This window comes from Acidovorax sp. GW101-11A03, assembly GCF_059424825.1.
Genome location: NZ_JBWKZU010000027.1, coordinates 56352 through 71871, shown reverse-complemented (window position 1 = coordinate 71871; position 15520 = coordinate 56352). Strand labels below are relative to the sequence as shown.

General features: G+C 66.8%; 12 protein-coding genes and 1 pseudogene. 7 read left to right on the top strand and 6 right to left on the bottom strand.

Features of this window, described 5'->3' with window-relative positions; translation table 11 throughout:
• The 6 genes and pseudogenes from tcuB to AC07Z7_RS13165 all read right to left on the bottom strand — a co-directional run.
• A pseudogene (tcuB, locus tag AC07Z7_RS13190) lies at nt 1-515 on the bottom strand (tricarballylate utilization protein TcuB); the annotation flags it as partial.
• Nucleotides 502-1995 carry an FAD-dependent tricarballylate dehydrogenase TcuA gene (gene tcuA, locus AC07Z7_RS13185; RefSeq protein WP_494766483.1) on the bottom strand — a complete coding sequence of 498 codons (1494 nt, stop codon included), beginning with the start codon at nt 1993-1995 and terminating at the stop codon, nt 502-504. The gene tcuA and the pseudogene tcuB, both read right to left, overlap by 14 nt.
• A 117-nt stretch (nt 1996-2112) precedes the next feature.
• Nucleotides 2113-3063: a LysR family transcriptional regulator gene (locus AC07Z7_RS13180; protein ID WP_494766482.1), complete on the bottom strand. Its 951-nt coding sequence runs from the start codon at nt 3061-3063 to the stop codon at nt 2113-2115.
• 75 nt (nt 3064-3138) lie between these two features.
• Nucleotides 3139-4203, bottom strand: a complete 1065-nt coding sequence (locus AC07Z7_RS13175; RefSeq protein ID WP_494766481.1) for a porin — start codon at nt 4201-4203, stop codon at nt 3139-3141.
• A 75-nt stretch (nt 4204-4278) separates the two neighbouring features.
• Nucleotides 4279-5277, bottom strand: a complete 999-nt coding sequence (locus AC07Z7_RS13170; RefSeq protein WP_094289719.1) for a Bug family tripartite tricarboxylate transporter substrate binding protein — start codon at nt 5275-5277, stop codon at nt 4279-4281.
• 52 nt (nt 5278-5329) lie between these two features.
• Nucleotides 5330-6421 carry a 4-oxalomesaconate tautomerase gene (locus AC07Z7_RS13165; RefSeq protein WP_494766480.1) on the bottom strand — a complete coding sequence of 364 codons (1092 nt, stop codon included), beginning with the start codon at nt 6419-6421 and terminating at the stop codon, nt 5330-5332.
• 189 nt (nt 6422-6610) lie between these two features.
• Here AC07Z7_RS13165 and AC07Z7_RS13160 point away from each other — a divergent pair, with 189 nt between their 5' ends.
• The 7 genes from AC07Z7_RS13160 (at nt 6611) to bcsB (ending at nt 15435) form a co-directional block, all read left to right on the top strand.
• Nucleotides 6611-7531 (top strand): LysR family transcriptional regulator, encoded by a 921-nt coding sequence (locus AC07Z7_RS13160; protein WP_494766479.1) that lies wholly within the window; start codon nt 6611-6613, stop codon nt 7529-7531.
• A 17-nt stretch (nt 7532-7548) separates the two neighbouring features.
• Nucleotides 7549-8667 carry a tRNA 2-thiouridine(34) synthase MnmA gene (mnmA, locus tag AC07Z7_RS13155; protein ID WP_252657987.1) on the top strand — a complete coding sequence of 373 codons (1119 nt, stop codon included), beginning with the start codon at nt 7549-7551 and terminating at the stop codon, nt 8665-8667.
• Nucleotides 8668-8976: 309 nt separating this feature from the next.
• Nucleotides 8977-9453 carry a cellulose biosynthesis protein BcsD gene (gene bcsD, locus AC07Z7_RS13150; RefSeq protein ID WP_494766478.1) on the top strand — a complete coding sequence of 159 codons (477 nt, stop codon included), beginning with the start codon at nt 8977-8979 and terminating at the stop codon, nt 9451-9453.
• Nucleotides 9454-9499: 46 nt separating this feature from the next.
• Nucleotides 9500-10093, top strand: a complete 594-nt coding sequence (gene bcsP / locus AC07Z7_RS13145) for a cellulose biosynthesis protein BcsP (RefSeq protein ID WP_494766477.1) — start codon at nt 9500-9502, stop codon at nt 10091-10093.
• On the top strand, nt 10090-10872 hold the full coding sequence (gene bcsQ / locus AC07Z7_RS13140) for a cellulose biosynthesis protein BcsQ (protein WP_094289711.1): 783 nt from the start codon (nt 10090-10092) through the stop codon (nt 10870-10872). The genes bcsP and bcsQ overlap by 4 nt, the downstream gene beginning before the upstream one ends.
• Nucleotides 10869-13055, top strand: coding sequence for a UDP-forming cellulose synthase catalytic subunit (gene bcsA / locus AC07Z7_RS13135; RefSeq protein WP_094289709.1), 2187 nt, complete (start codon nt 10869-10871; stop codon nt 13053-13055). Before bcsQ ends, bcsA begins: the two co-directional genes overlap by 4 nt.
• Before the next feature lie 55 nt (nt 13056-13110).
• Nucleotides 13111-15435, top strand: a complete 2325-nt coding sequence (gene bcsB, locus AC07Z7_RS13130; protein WP_494766476.1) for a cellulose biosynthesis cyclic di-GMP-binding regulatory protein BcsB — start codon at nt 13111-13113, stop codon at nt 15433-15435.
• The last annotated feature ends 85 nt before the right edge of the window (nt 15436-15520 follow it).

The window sequence follows — 15520 nt, the reverse complement described above, 5'->3', positions numbered from 1 at the left end:
GGCGCGAACAGGCCCACCAGCAGGTTGTGCGGGAAGATGCCGTAGAAGCCGCCCACGGGCGCGTGCCACAGCGCCGCCAGCCCTTGCCCGTGCAGCACCACGGCCAGCAGCAGGAACAGCGTGAGCCCTGCCACCAGCGCCAGGGCCAGGGTCAAGCCGTTGCGCTGGTAGAGCTGGCCCAGAGCGGGCGGCCAGGCGTAGTCGGCATAGGTCTGGCCGCGCACCTGGGCCATGGCCTGCGGAATGTTGACCGTAAACTCGTGCGGCGGGGCGTACTGGCAGGCGTGCAGGCAGGCACCGCAGTTGTGGCACAGGTTGGCAATGAAATGGATGTCGGCCTTGCCAAACTCCAGCCGCCGCGTCATGGCAGGGAACACGGCGCAAAAGCCTTCGCAGTAGCGGCAGGCGTTGCAGATCTGGAGCTGGCGGGCCACCTCGGTTTCGGGGGCCGACAGCACGATGTCGCCATTTGCCAGCGCGCGGGCGTCGCGTGCCAGGGCCTCAAGCGTTTGCATGGTTTGCTCCTGAATTGATAGCTATTGAGGCAATTCCATCAGGCGGTAAGGCCTTTTTTGATACCGAAGCGGCACGCGCCGCCTGTGTGCCCGCGATGCGACCGAACGCGGTGCCGATGCTCATGCCCACACCGGCCGTGTAGCCCTTGCCCAGCACGTTGCCCGCCATCATTTCGCCCGCCACAAACAGGTTGGGGCTGGGCTGGTTGTTGAAGCGCACGGCGGCCGTGTCGTCGGTGTGCAGGCCGAGGTAGGTGAAGGTGACGCCGGGCTTGAGCGCGTAGCCGTAGAAAGGGCCGGTGTCGATGGGTCGCGCCCAGTGCGTCTTGGCGGGTGCCACGCCTTCGGTATGGCAGTCGTCCAGCGTGGTGTGGTCGAACTGGCCCACGCGGCAGGCGGCGTTGTAGTCGGTCAGCGTGCGCATGAACGTGTCCAGGGTCAGGCCGAGCTTTTGGGCCAGCTCGGGCAGTGTGTTGGCCTTCACGCCCGGAAACACGGGCGGCATGAAGCGGCCGATGGCTTGGCTATCGATGACGGAGTAGCCGATCTGCCCCGGCTGCTGCGCCACCAGGCGGCCCCAGATGGCATAGCGCTTGGGCCAGAAGTCCTCGCCCTCGTCATAAAAGCGCTCGCCGTTGCGGTTGACCACCACGCCCAGCGACACGCAGTCGATGCGTGTGCAGATGCCGCCGTCGTACAGCGGGGCGCGTGCATCAATGGCCACCATGTGCGCCTGCGTGGGATCGCCGATGCGGTCGGCACCGTGGTCGTCGAGCAGGTGCCGGAGCAACGTTCCCTTGTTGTAGGCCGTGCCGCGGATCAGGAAGTTGTCGGCCGGCCATTCGCCACGTTCGTTCTGGCCCCAGGCTTCGCGCAGCCACTCGCGGTTCGATTCAAACCCGCCAGCGGCCAGCACGCAGCTTCTGGCGGCAATGCGCTCGCCGTTCGCCAGGTGCGCGGCAATGAAGCGGCGGCCCTCCATCTCGATGCGCTCGACGGGCGCCTCGTACCGTATCTGCACGCCCAGCTGCTCCGCGCTGCGGTAGTAGGCATTGACCAGCGCCTTGCCTCCGCCCATGAAGAACGCATTGGTGCGCGCCACATGCAGCGTGCCCGCCAGCGCGGGCTGGAAGTGCACGCCGTGGCGGCGCATCCAGGGCCGACAGGTGCTCGACTCACGGATCACCAGGCGCGCCAGGTGTTCGTTGGTCAACCCGCCCGTCACCTTGAGCAGGTCTTGCCAGAACTCTTCCTCGGGGTAGGCATCGACCAGCACGTCCTGCGGCGCGTCGTGCATGCAGCGCAGGTTGCGCGTGTGAGCGGAGTTGCCGCCACGCCAGGCGCGTGGGGCCGATTCAAGCAGCAGCACGCTGGCGCCCGCTTCGCGCGCCATGAGGGCGGCGCACAGGGCGGCGTTGCCACCGCCGATGACAAGCACGTCAACCGCAGTGTGTTCCGCAGGGGTGGGGTGATGTGGCACCGTGGTCTTCCATTCGTGGGGGTGGCCGCCACTGTAGGAATTTCGCCCCGGTGTGGGCAGGCCCGAATGGGCAAGGGGCCATCACGGATCGTGATGACCTGAGGCTGCTTTGAGCGGCTATGCAGGAGCCTGCGCGAGCGTGGCCCCGACCCAGGTGCCCGACTGCACCAGCGTCCGCGCGCAATCGGCCAGCACCACGCGGGTGGCCAGCGCGGCGGGCGAGAGTTCATCGTCGGACAGGCTGCACAGCGCGGCCGGGCGGCTGGCGGGCGCGTCGGCCAGTTCGGCCAGGCCAAAACGTGTGGCGGCATCCGGGTAGCGCCCCACGGCGGCCCAGGGTTGCAGGGTGCTGCCCAGGCCCGCATTCACGGCATCCATCAGCATGGCCAGGGAGTCGATCTCCATCGCCACCTGGGGCGTAACCTTGGCGGTGGCGAAGGCGGCGTCGATGCGGCTGCGCAGGCCATGTGGACCGGTGGGCAGGATCAGCGGCTCGTGCTGGAGCTGTGCCAGGCGCAGGCGCCTGGGCAGCCTGGCGGGCAGGGTGCTGGCGCCGCCGTGGGCGCAGCGGATGAGGAACAGGCGCTCGTCCAGCAGCGGCAGCACGCTCCAGCGGCGCGCGGGCTGGGTATCGAACAGCACGGCCAGGTCCAGCTGGCGTGCGTTGAGCATGTTGGAGAGGTGGCCCGACAGGCTCTCGACCATGTGCAGCCGCACGTCGGGGTAACGCTCGCGCATGGCGCGCATCAGGGGGATGCCCAGCACCGAGGCGGTGGTGGGTGCCAGGCCCACGGTCACGGTGCCTGACAGCCGGGCTTGGCGCGCGACGCGCGCCGCCTGGTCGGCATGGCGCAGGGTGAGCTGCGCCTCGCGGAAAAAGGCCAGCCCGGCCTCGGTGGGCACGGTGCCCTTGCTGGTGCGCTGCAAGAGCCGCGTGCTCAGCTCCCCCTCCAGCCGGCTGATCTGCTGGCTCAGGGCCGACTGCACCATTTGCAGGTCGAGCGCGGCGCGGCCCATGGAGCCGAGTTCGACGATGCGGACGAAGTAGCGAAGCTGGCGCAGTTCCATGGGGCGATGGTCGCACAGTCCCACCAGTGCCGGTGCAACCGCCCCCCGATGACAGAGCAAGCAGGCTCTTGCACCTCAGAAGGTGTGCACCACGCCTGCAGAGACACCGGTGGCGGTCGCCTTGTTGGCTGCACCCTGGAAGCCGTTGCGCCAGCGGGTGTTGTCCAGCTCGGCATACACCTTGGTGCGGCGCGAGAGCTTGTATTCGGCAAACGCCACCAGACGGCCGTAGCCGTCGTCGGCGGCGCCAGTGCGCGAGCGGTCCACCTTGTAGTACGCCGCTGTCAGGTCCACCCAGGGCGTGGCCGCCCAGGTGCCACCGGCGGACAACACGCGCTGCACGGTGAAGCGACCCGCCGCCGTCTCGGCCTTGTTGCGGCCTGCATTGGCGGCCAGGCGCACGCTGCCCCACTGGTAGGCGGCGCCCAGCGTGGTGGCGTCCAGCGAGCGCTTGTTGGTGTCGTTGAAGCTCTGGTAGGCGCCGGACACCACAAAGCCGTCCGCAGCCCAGGCCAGGCCCACACCGCGTGACGACAGGGCCGAGGCCTGCGATGCGACTTCGCCCATGCCCCACATGGCACGTGCCGTGAAGCCGCCGAAACGGCCCGTGTATTTGATGGCGTTGTCGAGCCGGTATGAGCCCGAATTGGCGCCTGCGCTGCCGTATTCGATGCCCAGGCCATGCTGGCTCAGCGCCGTCACGCCGATGTTGGGGTTGAAGCTGGCAAAGCGCATGGCCAGCGGGTCCACGGGCGAGATGGCGTCGGCCAGCGTGGTGGTCTGGCGGCCCAGGGCCAGCGTGCCCCACCCGCCTTGCAGGCCCACCCACGACGCCCGGTCGAAGTACTTGCTGGTGTTGGTGGGCGCGCCGGTGTCAGCGTTGAGGCCGCTCTCCAGGTTGAACAGCGCCTTGGCGCCACCACCCAGGTCTTCGCTGCCCCGCAGGCCCCAGCGGCTGGTGGTGTGGATGCCACTGCCCAGGCTGTGGGTGGAGCCCGGTGCCGGGGCGTTGGATGCGGTGAGGCCGCTGCTGCTGCGCAGGCCCAGGTCCACCACGCCATACAGCGTCACGTCCGCGTTCTGCGCCATGGCGCAGGGGCCGACGAATGCAGCGCAAGCCGCTGCCACAATTTTCTTCATGCATGTCTCCTGTTGTTGAAATTTGGGCGGGCAGCATGGCTCTCACGCGACCCGCTGGGCCTCCCTCGGCACCAGTCAGTCCGGGGTGAGCTGGGCCTTCAGCACCACGCCCTTCCACTTGGCAAGTTCCTGCTTCACGGTCAGGGCCAGTTGCTCGGGCGTGCTGGTGTCCACCACCGCGCCTTGCTCCTCGATGCGGCGCACCACGTCTTTGTCGGCCAGCGCGGTGTTCAGGGTCTTGTTGAGCAGGTCGATCACCGGGCGTGGCGTCTTGCCGGGCGCGAACAGCGCATACCACTGGGTGATCTCCACGCCTTTGACGCCCGCCTCTTCCAGCGTGGGCACATCGGGCAGCAGCGACGAGCGCTTGGGCCCGGCCAGCGCCAGGGCACGCAGCTTGCCGTTCTTGACATGCGGGTAGGCCGAGAACAGGCTGGGAAACATCACCTGCGTCTGCCCGGCCATGGTGTCGTTCATGGCGGGAGCAGCGCCCCGGTAGGGCACATGGGCCATCTGGGCGCCGCTTTCCAGCTTGAAGATTTCGGCCGAAAAGTGCGGGGCCGTGCCGTTGCCCGCCGATGCGTAGTTGAAGTCGGTGGGCTTGGCCTTGGTCAGTGCCACCAGCTCGCTCACGGTCTTGGCGGGCACCTTGGGGTTCAGTACCATCAGGGTGGGCGAATAGCTCACCATGCCAATCGGCTCGAACTGCGTGATGGGGTCGTAGCGCAGCTTCTGTAGCGCGGGGCTCATGCCATGGGTGCCGATGTAGCCGAACAAAATGGTGTGCCCGTCGGGTGCCGCACGGGCCACGTATTCGGCCGCAATGGCGCCATTGGCCCCGGCCTTGTTCTCCACGATGACCTGCTGCCCCAGCAGGGTGGAGAGCTTGAGCGCCACCACACGTGCCATGCCGTCATTGCCGCCACCGGCGGCGGTGGGAACGACCAGCGTGATGGGCTTGTCTGGAAACGCTGCGTGTGCGGCGCCAGCAGCCCAGAGGGCGCTGGACGCGAGCGCCAGCGCGGCGGTGGTCAGCGCCGTACGGCGCATGGTGGAGTGAATGGAACGGGTCATGGTTTGTCTCCTGTCGTCATGGTTGGAATCGTCGAAACCGTTGGAAGGGCGCTCAGTGCGCGGGGGCGCTTTCGGGCACAAACAGCGTGCCTTCCAGAATCTTTCGGGCGGTGCGCACCAGTGCGGCCTGCACCAGCCTGAACTGGCCATCCACCTCGCTGAGCTCCACCTCCACCTGGATGCGGCCTGCCGGGTGCTGCACTTCCACGCGGCGCAGCCCGGCGGCGGGTGCATGCCGTTCGTCGCTAGCCACCGTGCCCGGCAGTACCGAGGCCGCCGCCACGCCAATCGCGCCCGTGACGGCATGCGAGCGGTGGCACTGGTGGGGGGTGAAGTAGCGCGACACCACACTGCCTGGAGATGTGCCCGGCGACACGATCACCGGCTTGGGCAGCACGCTGTGGGTCACATCGCCCATGCCCATGCGCTGGCCTGCTTCGAGGCGCAGGGCCTCCAGGCGTTCGAGCAAGGCGGTGTTGGCGTCCAGCTCGGCGGGTGTCTCGTCGCCGCGCAGGCCCAGGTCGGCGGCGCGCACCAGCACCATCACCTGCGCTGCGTCGATGCAGGTGACCTGCAGGCCCTGGATGGTGTCGATGCGCTGGCCGGTGGGAAAGATCTGCCCGGTGACGGCGCCCCAGGCGTCCAGGAAGTTCATCAGCACGGGGGCGGCCGTGCCCTGCACGCCGTCGATGCGCACATCGCCGTCGTAGTGCACCTGGCCGCCCGCCGTGCACACCTGCACGTCGATGCGGGAGCGGGTATTGACGTTGTAGACCCGCACGGTGGTGGTCTGGCCTTCGCGGTCTGCAGGGACCAGCCCTTGCTCGATGGCGAAGGGCCCTACACCGGCCAGCATGTTGCCGCAGTTGGGGCGTGTGTCCACGCGGGCCTCCTGCACGCTGACCTGGGCAAACAGGTAGTCCACATCGCAATCGGGCTGCGTGGAGCGCGAGACGATGGCGACCTTGCTGGTCAGCGAGTTGCCTCCGCCCAGGCCGTCGATCTGCAGCTCATGCGGCGAGCCCAGGGCTGCAATCAGTGTGCGGTCGCGGGCCTCAGGGTCACGCGGCAGCCAGTCGGCGAGGAAGAACGGTCCCCGGGAAGTGCCGCCGCGCATCAGAACGCAAGGAATGTTGGTGCTCATGGATCGGCATGGTGCTGTGCCTTCGCTGATCTGTGAATTGCATTGTTGGCAATGATTGATGCATGCTGTGCAATAGGTTCAGGCAGCTTGTACATGCTCCAATCAAGGCCGCGAATTGCAATGTTCTGATCGTTTGATGCACGGCTTGCAACGCTGCATGCACCCCCAAGCGCACATGAAGGACGCCCGATGAACAACAAATTCGACCTTGCCGACATTCAGGCCTTTGCGGCCGTGGCCGAGCTGCAGAGCTTTCGCGCGGCGGCTGACGCCATTCACCTGTCGCAGCCCGCGTTCAGCCGCCGCATCGACAAGCTCGAAGAAGCGCTGGGTGTGCGCCTGCTTGACCGCACCACGCGCCGCGTCACGCTCACGGCCGTGGGGCGCGACTTTGCGCGCAAGACCCGCGTGTGGCTGGATGACCTGGACGGCATGCTCATGGGCCTGGGCGACGTGGCGGCGCGGCGCATGGGCGAGGTGACGATCGCCTGCGTGCCCTCGGCCGTGTATTACTTCCTGCCGCAGGTGGTCAAGCGCTACCACGAGCGGTTTCCGAAGATCCGCGTCAAGGTGCATGACGCCAGCGCCAACGAGGTGCTGGTGGCCGTGGCGCAGGGCGATGCGGACTTTGGCCTCAACTTCATCGGCAGCCAGGAGGCCGAGATCGAGTTCAAGCCCGTGCTGGCCGAGCGCTTTGTGGCCGCCTGCCGGCGCGACCATGTGCTGGCGCGGCGCAAGAAGGTGACCTGGGCGGAGCTGGGGCAGCACGACTTCATGTCGGTGGGTAAGACCTCGGGCAACCGCCTGCTCATGGACCTGGCGCTGGCCAACGTGCCCGACCGGCCCCAGTGCCTGTACGAAGCCAAGCACGTGACCACGCTGCTGGGCCTGGTGGAGGCCGGCCTGGGCGTGGCGGCCGTGCCCAGCCTGGCGATGCCGGGCAAGGACCATCCCACACTGGTGAGCATTCCGCTGGTGGAGCCCATCGTCACGCGGCAGATGGGGCTCATCAAACGCCGGGGCAAAACCCTGTCGCCCGCCGCGCAGCAGCTGTATGACCTCTTGGTGGCTACGCGTTCTGTGCGGCCGCGCAAGGCGACGGCGGCCTGAAAAATACAATCGGGGCGATGACAGCACCCACTAAACACCGCGTCGTCGTCGGCCTCTCCGGCGGCGTGGACTCGGCCGTGACCGCCTACCTGCTCAAAAAGCAGGGCCATGACGTCGTCGGCATTTTCATGAAGAACTGGGAAGACGATGACGACAGCGAGTACTGCTCGTCCAACATCGACTTCGTGGACGCGGCCGCCGTGGCCGATGTGATCGGCATCGAGATCGAGCATGTGAACTTCGCGGCCGACTACAAGGACAGGGTGTTTGCGGAATTTCTGCGCGAGTACCAGGCCGGCCGCACGCCCAACCCCGACGTGCTGTGCAATGCCGAGATCAAGTTCAAGGCGTTCCTTGACCACGCCATGCGCCTGGGTGCCGAGAAGATTGCCACGGGCCACTACGCGCGCGTGCGCCAGAACCAGACTTCCGGCCTGTTCGAGCTGCTCAAGGGGCTGGACCCCTCCAAGGACCAGAGCTACTTCCTGCACCGCCTGAATCAGGCGCAGCTGGCCAAGACCCTGTTCCCTGTGGGCGAGCTGCACAAGACCGAGGTGCGCCGCATCGCCGAGGAAATTGGCCTGCCCAACGCCAAGAAGAAGGATTCGACCGGCATCTGCTTCATTGGCGAGCGGCCGTTCCGCGAGTTTTTGAACCGCTACATCAGCCACGCGCCCGGTCCCATCCTGGACGACCGGGGCCGCAAGCTGGGCCAGCATGTGGGCCTCTCCTTCTACACCCTGGGCCAGCGCCAGGGCCTGGGCATTGGGGGGGTGAAGGAAAAGGGGGCGCAACGTGGTGGCGGCGCGCACGAGCCGTGGTTTGTGGCCCGCAAGGACCTGGAAAAGAACACGCTGCGCGTGGTCCAGGGGCATGACCACCCCTGGCTGCTGTCGCACCACCTGGTGGCGCAGGATGTGAGCTGGTGCGCTGGCCAAGCACCCGTACCGGGCGCCTATGCTGCCAAGACACGTTACCGCCAGCAGGATGCGGCCTGCACCCTGGAGGCCGCGCCCGACGGCTTCGCCCTCCGTTTCCCCGAGGCCCAGTGGGCGGTGACCCCCGGACAGAGTGCGGTGCTGTATGACGGGGAGGTGTGCCTTGGGGGTGGGGTGATCCAGGTCGCCGCGCCCTGATTCCTGTGTGCCCGAGGGGTGGACTCTTGGGTGGTTTCAGTAGGTGTTTTGACTATTGAAATGATTCTGCAATAGTTTTTTCTTATATTGTGTGGTGTTGTGCCCACAGACACCGGCATGGAGGGTGCCGTTAAAGGAAGTTCACCTTTGGCCTGGCCGCTGAAAGTGCTTTTTTGGGGGCAAGACTCCTAGAATTCCGCACAACCTGTTTGAAACCACATGTATCAGTCGATGCATGGGGTATCTCCCTTGAGTCCACCCCCCGCGAGGGCCGCCGAATCGGGCCCGAAGCTTGCTCGTGCGCACGCCATGTTTTCAACTGCCTCCCTGCCAGCCAACCCCGACATCACCCAACGCCTTATCGATCAGCAGTGCACCGTGCAATGGAGGGGGTTCCTGCAGGCCCTGGCGGCCGAGTTTGCTGCCGCGCTGCCGCCTGAAGACCTGCGCGCGCTGATGTTCCGGGTGGGCACACGGTTTGCGGCCGAGCACCCCCTGCCGACATGTGCCACCCTGGATGACCTGCAGCGCAGCATGGCAGCGGTGTGGGACCGCATCGGCTGGGGTGGCGTCCGCCTGCAGCAGGCTGCAGCACAGCTGGACATCCACCACGACCTCTCGCCCTTGTCGGCGGCTTTCGGGCCGGGCCATGCGCCATGGTCCGGGGGCTTCCTCGAAGGGGTCTACCAAAGCTGGTTCGAACAGGCTGGCGCCGCCCAGCTTCGCGTGGCCCAGTCCGCCCCGGCGGATGCCTGGGGCTGCATCCACTTCCTGCTGGCACGCTGAGCCCTGCGGGCTCCGGTTTTCCAGGTTTTGCTATTGGCGGTGACCCGTGAAGCAATCAGACGATATCGTGAACCTCTTCCAGCAATTTGGAGGCAAGGCCGACCCTTACCAGGAGCTGGCCCGCAAGCAGGAGCACCAGCGCTCCAGTGAACGCTGGCCATTGGTGTCCGCCGTTCGGGGTGCTGTGAGCGGGGACGTGCCAGCGGTGGACCGCCGCCTCGGGGGCTCGCCCGCCCCCGCGTCCCAGAACCCGGCTGCGCCAGTCGCCAGCGCGCCCGCTCCCGCAGGCTGGACGCAGCCCGCCGCGCCGAGGGCCGGTGACAGCCCCGCGCCGTTGTGGGGCGCTGCCGCAGCACCACAACCAGCCGCCGCACCTGCCCCGCTGCCCGTTTCGGCGACAGCGATGGCCCAGGCATCTGCACCCCTGGCACCCTCTGCTTCCGCTCCCGCACTTGCGGCGCGCTCTCCGCTGGCGGGACTGGCTGGCCTGCATGCGTCTGCCGCAGCCACCCTGCGCGATGCGCCCGCTGCAGCGCCCGATCCGCTGCCCACCGACCTGCCCTCGGTGTTTGCGCGCCTGGCCGGAGAGCCATCACCCCGGCCTGCTGCCACCTGGCAGCCTCGCAAGGGCCAGCCATGAAGGTGGTTGCTGTTGTTTCTGCCAAAGGCGGTGTGGGCAAAACCACCCTGACCGCGAACCTGGCCACGGCGCTGCAACACCAAGGCGCGCCGACGGTGCTGGTGGTGGACCTGGACCCGCAGAACGCGCTGGGCCTGCACTTCGGAGCCGACCCGGGGGCCCTTGCCGGGGTCTCCCGCGCCAGCCTGTCCGGCGACAGCTGGGCTTCGGTCTGCCAACCAAGCCCTTCAGGGGTGCACGTGCTGCCCTACGGGGTGGTGAACGAGGCCGATCGCGTGGCCTTTGAGCGGCACCTGGAGGCCCATCCCGACTGGCTTGCGCAGCAGCTGCAAAGCCTGGATCTGCCCCCCGATGCGCTGGTGTTCATCGACACGCCGCCGGGCCCCTCGGCCTATATGCAGCAGGCGCTCACGGCAGCCCAAGTGGTGGTGGTGGTCAACCTGCCCGATGCGGCGTCGTATGCCGCGCTGGCCCTGATGCAGCGCTTGGTACACACCTACTGCACACCACGCCCTGACTTTGCCGGAACCCTGCATGTGCTGAACCAGGCCGATGGTGCGCGTCAGCTGTCCAAGGACATCACCCGCGTGATGCAGGACAGCCTGGGCGACCGGCTGATCGGCGTGATCCACGAAGACCAGGCGGTGCGCGAGGCCCTGGCCTATGACCAGAGCGTGCTGGAGTACGACACCCATGGCCAGGCGGCTGACGACCTGCGCAAGTGTGCGCAGGTGCTGGCCCAGCGCCTGGGCTTGTCACTGCCGGGGGCAGCGCGATGAGCGTGGACCAGCGGCCCCAGGCCGACGAAGTTGCCGACGCCGATTCTCACAGCCCTCAGGCGCATTGGCGCACGGTGGTGCATGCCATCACGGGCTGGGAGATCTGGCAACACCCCACGGCCCGCGTGGTGGCCGTGGTGTTCAGTGCGCTGCTGATGGGGCTGGTCATCAGCGTGCCGCTGGACCTGCAGGGGCAGATTCTGTTCTCTCTGGGCTCGTTTGCGGCCGCGCTGCTGCTGAGCAAGACCCCGGGGCGCCTGTCCACGCTGGCCATGATCGTGCTGTCGATTTCGGCATCGTCGCGTTACATCTACTGGCGCTTCACCGACACCATCGGGTTTACGCACTGGATGGACGCAGCCTTCGGCTACGGGCTGGTGCTGGCCGAGCTGTATGCGTTTGCGGTGCTGCTCATCGGCTACTTCCAGACTGCCTGGCCGCTGCAGCGCCGCCCCGTGCCCATGCCGGCGGACGTGAGCACCTGGCCCAGCGTGGATGTGTTCATCCCCAGCTACAACGAGCCGCTGGAAGTGGTGCGCCAGACGGTGTTCTCGGCCATGAGCCTGGACTGGCCCAAAGACCGTCTGCATGTGTACGTGCTCGACGATGGCCGCCGCACCGAATTCCGCGAGTTCTGTGAAGAGCTGGGCGTGGGCTACCTGATCCGCGACAACAACCACCACGCCAAGGCGGGCAACATCAACGCGGCGCTCAAGGTCACGCATTCCGAGTACATCGCGATCTTTGACTGCGACCACATCCCCACGCGCTCCTTTCTGCAGGTGTGCATGGGCTGGTTCTTCAAGGACACGAACCTGGTGATGCTGCAGACACCACACGTCTTCTTCTCGCCCGATCCCTTCGAGCGCAACCTGGACACTTTCCACCGCATGCCCAACGAGGGCGAGCTGTTCTACGGCATCGTGCAGGACGGCAATGATCTGTGGAACGCGTCGTTCTTCTGCGGTTCCTGCGCCATCATCCGCCGCAAGGAGCTGCTGGAGGTGGGCGGCATCGCGGTGGAGACCGTGACCGAGGATGCGCACACGGCGCTCAAGCTCAGCCGCCTGGGCTACAACACGGCGTACCTCGAAGTGCCGCAGGCTGCAGGCCTGGCCACCGAGAGCCTCTCGGGCCATGTGGGCCAGCGCATCCGCTGGGCGCGGGGCATGGCGCAGATTGCGCGCACCGACAACCCGTTGTTCGGCAAGGGGCTCAAGTTCGGCCAGCGGCTGTGCTATCTCAATGCGATGCTGCACTTCTTCTACGGCTTGCCACGTCTGGTTTTTCTGACGGCGCCGCTGGCCTACCTGTTTTTTGGTGCGCATGTGTTCCAGGCCTCCGCGCTGATGATCACGGCCTATGCCCTGCCGCATCTGGCCCATGCCAGCGTGACCAACTCGCGCATCCAGGGGCGGTTTCGCCATTCGTTCTGGAATGAGGTGTACGAGTCGGTGCTGGCCTGGTACATCATGCGGCCCGTGCTGGTGGCTGCCATCAACCCCAAGCTAGGCAAGTTCAACGTCACGGCCAAAGGCGGGGTGATCGAAAAAGCCTACTTCGACTGGACCATCGCCCGTCCCTACGTGGTGCTGCTGCTGATCAACCTGGTTGGCATGGCGGTCGGGGTCTGGAAGTTGTTCTCGTCGGCCGGCGACGAAACCACCACGCTGGTCATCAACATGGTGTGGACCGTCTACAACATCATCTTGCTGGGCGCCAGTGTGGCCGTGGCCAGCGAGACGCGCCAGATCCGGGGCACGCCGCGCGTGGCGGCCAGCCTGCCAGCTGTGATCCGTTTCGAGAACGGCCGCACCCTGGTGTGCAAGACCGAAGACTTCTCGCAGCATGGCCTGGGGCTGGCGGTGCCACCCGATGTCGATATCCCCATGGGCAGCCGCCTGGCGGTGTCGCTGTTCCGCTCGGACGAGGAAGGCGTTTTCCCGGCCATTGTCACGTTCAGCGGCAAGGGTCGCCTGGGGGTGAAATTCGACAACCTCAGCCTGCATCAGCAGGCCGAACTGGCCTCGCTCACCTTTGCGCGCGCCGACGCCTGGATCGCCACCTGGGGCACGGGCCAGCGCGACAAGCCGCTGCGCTCGCTCAAGAGCGTGATCGTGATCGGGTTGCGTGGCATGGGGCAGCTGACTGCCACAGCTTTCAAATCCCTCAAGCCCCGCTAGAGCGTGCACAACACGCTCTCAGCCTTTCCCTGTTTTCCAAGACTTCTCCCTCACCATGATTTCCACACGACGTCCGACAGCGCGGCTGCCCCGCCAGCGCATGCTGCCTGCCATGCTCGCCCTGGTGCTGGCGGGGGCCGCAGCGCCCGTTTCGCAGCTGGCAGCCGCCCCCGCACCGCTGGCCGCGCCGGCCCCTGTGGCCGTGCCGCCTGCCGAGTCGGGGGTGCGTGTGCACCGTGCCAGCCTCAAGGAGCTGGGCGCACTGTTTCCGCTGCAGCTGCGGGGGGTAGACGGCACCAGTGGCGTGGCCTTCAGCGTGCGCAACGATGAAGTGGTGGTTGGCGCCAAGCTCAAGCTCAATTACTCGTACTCGCCTGCGCTGCTCACCAACCTGTCGCACATCAAGGTGCTGGTGAACGAACAGGTGGCGGCCACGATTCCTGTGACCACCCAGCAGGCCGGTGAGAACCTGCAGCGCGAAATCACCATCCCGCCGCGCCTCATCACCGAGTTCAACCGGCTGAACCTGCAGCTCATCGGCCACTACACCATGGAGTGTGAAGACCCGCTGCACTCCAGCCTGTGGGCCAACATCGGCAACGACAGCGTGCTGGAGCTGACGGTGGCCCCGGTGGCGCAGACCAACGACCTGGCGCTGCTGCCCCAGCCCTTCTTTGACCGCCGGGACGTGCGGCCGCTGGAACTCCCCATCGTGTTCAGTGCCGCGCCCAATGCGGGCACCTTGCAGGCGGCGGGCACGATGTCGTCGTGGTTTGGCGCGCTGGCGGGTTTCCGTGGCGCGAAGTTCCCGTCCCTCATCGGCGAGCTGCCTGCGCGTGGCAACGCCGTGGTGATGGTGGCTGGCCGGGCGCAGGCGCCCGCAGGCCTGGCACTGCCCGAAATCTCGGGCCCCACCGTGGCTGTGGTCAGCCACCCTGCCGACCGCAACGGCAAGCTGTTGCTGGTCATGGGGCGCGACGATACTGAGCTGGCCGTGGCGGCCAAGGCGCTGGCGATCGGCTCCTCGGCCTTGTCCGGTCCGCTCGCGCGCATCACCGAGGTTACTGAGCTCAAGCCCCGTAAGCCCTACGACGCACCGAATTGGCTGGCTAGCGACAGACCCGTAAAGTTTGGCGAACTGGCCGACGCCCAGGCGCTCAATGTGTCTGGCTACTCGCCCGACCTGATCCGAGTGAACTTCTTCCTGCCGCCCGACCTGTTCGGCTGGCGCCAGAAGGGCATTCCGGTGGACCTGCGCTATCGCTACACGCCGCGCCCCAATGCCGACAAGTCCACGCTCAACATCAACGTGAACCAGCAGTTCCTGCGCTCACTGCCCCTGCGGGCCGTGAACCATGAAGAACAAGGCACGCTGGACCGCTGGTTCACCAAGGTGATGCCCGCAGGCGAAACGGTGCCCGAGCGCGAGAAGCTCCACATCCCGCTGTTCAAGCTGCCCGCCCAGTCGCAGCTGCAAATGCACTACTACTACGACGTGGTCAAGCAGGGCGCCTGCAAGGACGTGCCGCTCGACAACGTGCGGGGCTCGGTGGAGGCCGACTCCACCATCGACATCTCTGGCTTCCCCCACTTCATCGCCATGCCGGACCTGGCCGCGTTCGGCAACGCCGGTTTTCCGTTCACGCGCATGGCTGACCTGTCGGAGTCGGCCGTGGTCATGCCCGACAAGGCGGGCGTGCAGGAGCTGGGCACCTACCTGGGGCTCATGGGCCTCATGGGCCGTGTCACTGGGTTCCCCGCATTGGGCGTGACGGTGGCGCAGGCGCAGCAGGTTGATCGCCTGGGTGACAAGGACCTGCTGGTCATCTCCTCGGGCGGTGGCAACCAGCCCCTGCTCAAGCAGTGGGCCAGCGCCATCCCGGCGGCGCTGCAAGGCGATGCCAAGAGCTTCCAGCTCGCGGACCTGGCCCAGCGGATGCTGCGCTGGTGGGGCTTCGAGGATGAATCGGGCACCCGCGCGCACCGCAGCCAGGTGGCGTTTTCCAGCAGCAGCACCGACGCGTTCATTGCGGGGTTTGAATCGCCCCTGCGCAGCGGCCGCAGCGTAGTGCTGGTGGCCAGCAACCAGCCTGCGGGCCTGGCCCAGGTGATGGATGCGCTGCTGGATGCCGACGCGGTCACCAAGGTGCAGGGGAGCACCACGGTGATCCGTGGCAAGCAGGTGGACAGCCTGGTGGCCGAGAAAAACTACCATGTGGGCCAGCTGGGACCGCTGCTGTACGCGCAGTGGTATCTCTCGCGCAATCCGCTGCTGCTGATCCTGCTGGGGGTCTCGGCGGCGGTGCTGGTGGCCATCATCATGTACCTGTCGCTGCGGGCCCGGGCCCGCGCCCGGTTGAAACAGCAAAAGAAGGGCTGAGGCCGTGCGTGGCACGCCCCGCTGATTCGGAATCACGCAACACCCTCCCGGCCCTGGCGGCCGGGAGACTCGCAGGGAGAAGGTA

Excerpts from the sequence above, each read along its gene's own strand:
- mnmA (WP_252657987.1), top strand. The coding sequence starts at position 7,549 with ATGACAGCACCCACTAAACACCGCGTCGTCGTCGGCCTCTCCGGCGGC.
- AC07Z7_RS13180 (WP_494766482.1), bottom strand. The coding sequence starts at position 3,063 with ATGGAACTGCGCCAGCTTCGCTACTTCGTCCGCATCGTCGAACTCGGC.
- bcsQ (WP_094289711.1), top strand. The coding sequence starts at position 10,090 with ATGAAGGTGGTTGCTGTTGTTTCTGCCAAAGGCGGTGTGGGCAAAACC.
- AC07Z7_RS13165 (WP_494766480.1), bottom strand. The coding sequence starts at position 6,421 with ATGAGCACCAACATTCCTTGCGTTCTGATGCGCGGCGGCACTTCCCGG.
- AC07Z7_RS13175 (WP_494766481.1), bottom strand. The coding sequence starts at position 4,203 with ATGAAGAAAATTGTGGCAGCGGCTTGCGCTGCATTCGTCGGCCCCTGC.
- bcsA (WP_094289709.1), top strand. The coding sequence starts at position 10,869 with ATGAGCGTGGACCAGCGGCCCCAGGCCGACGAAGTTGCCGACGCCGAT.
- bcsB (WP_494766476.1), top strand. The coding sequence starts at position 13,111 with ATGATTTCCACACGACGTCCGACAGCGCGGCTGCCCCGCCAGCGCATG.
- AC07Z7_RS13170 (WP_094289719.1), bottom strand. The coding sequence starts at position 5,277 with ATGACCCGTTCCATTCACTCCACCATGCGCCGTACGGCGCTGACCACC.
- bcsD (WP_494766478.1), top strand. The coding sequence starts at position 8,977 with ATGTTTTCAACTGCCTCCCTGCCAGCCAACCCCGACATCACCCAACGC.
- AC07Z7_RS13160 (WP_494766479.1), top strand. The coding sequence starts at position 6,611 with ATGAACAACAAATTCGACCTTGCCGACATTCAGGCCTTTGCGGCCGTG.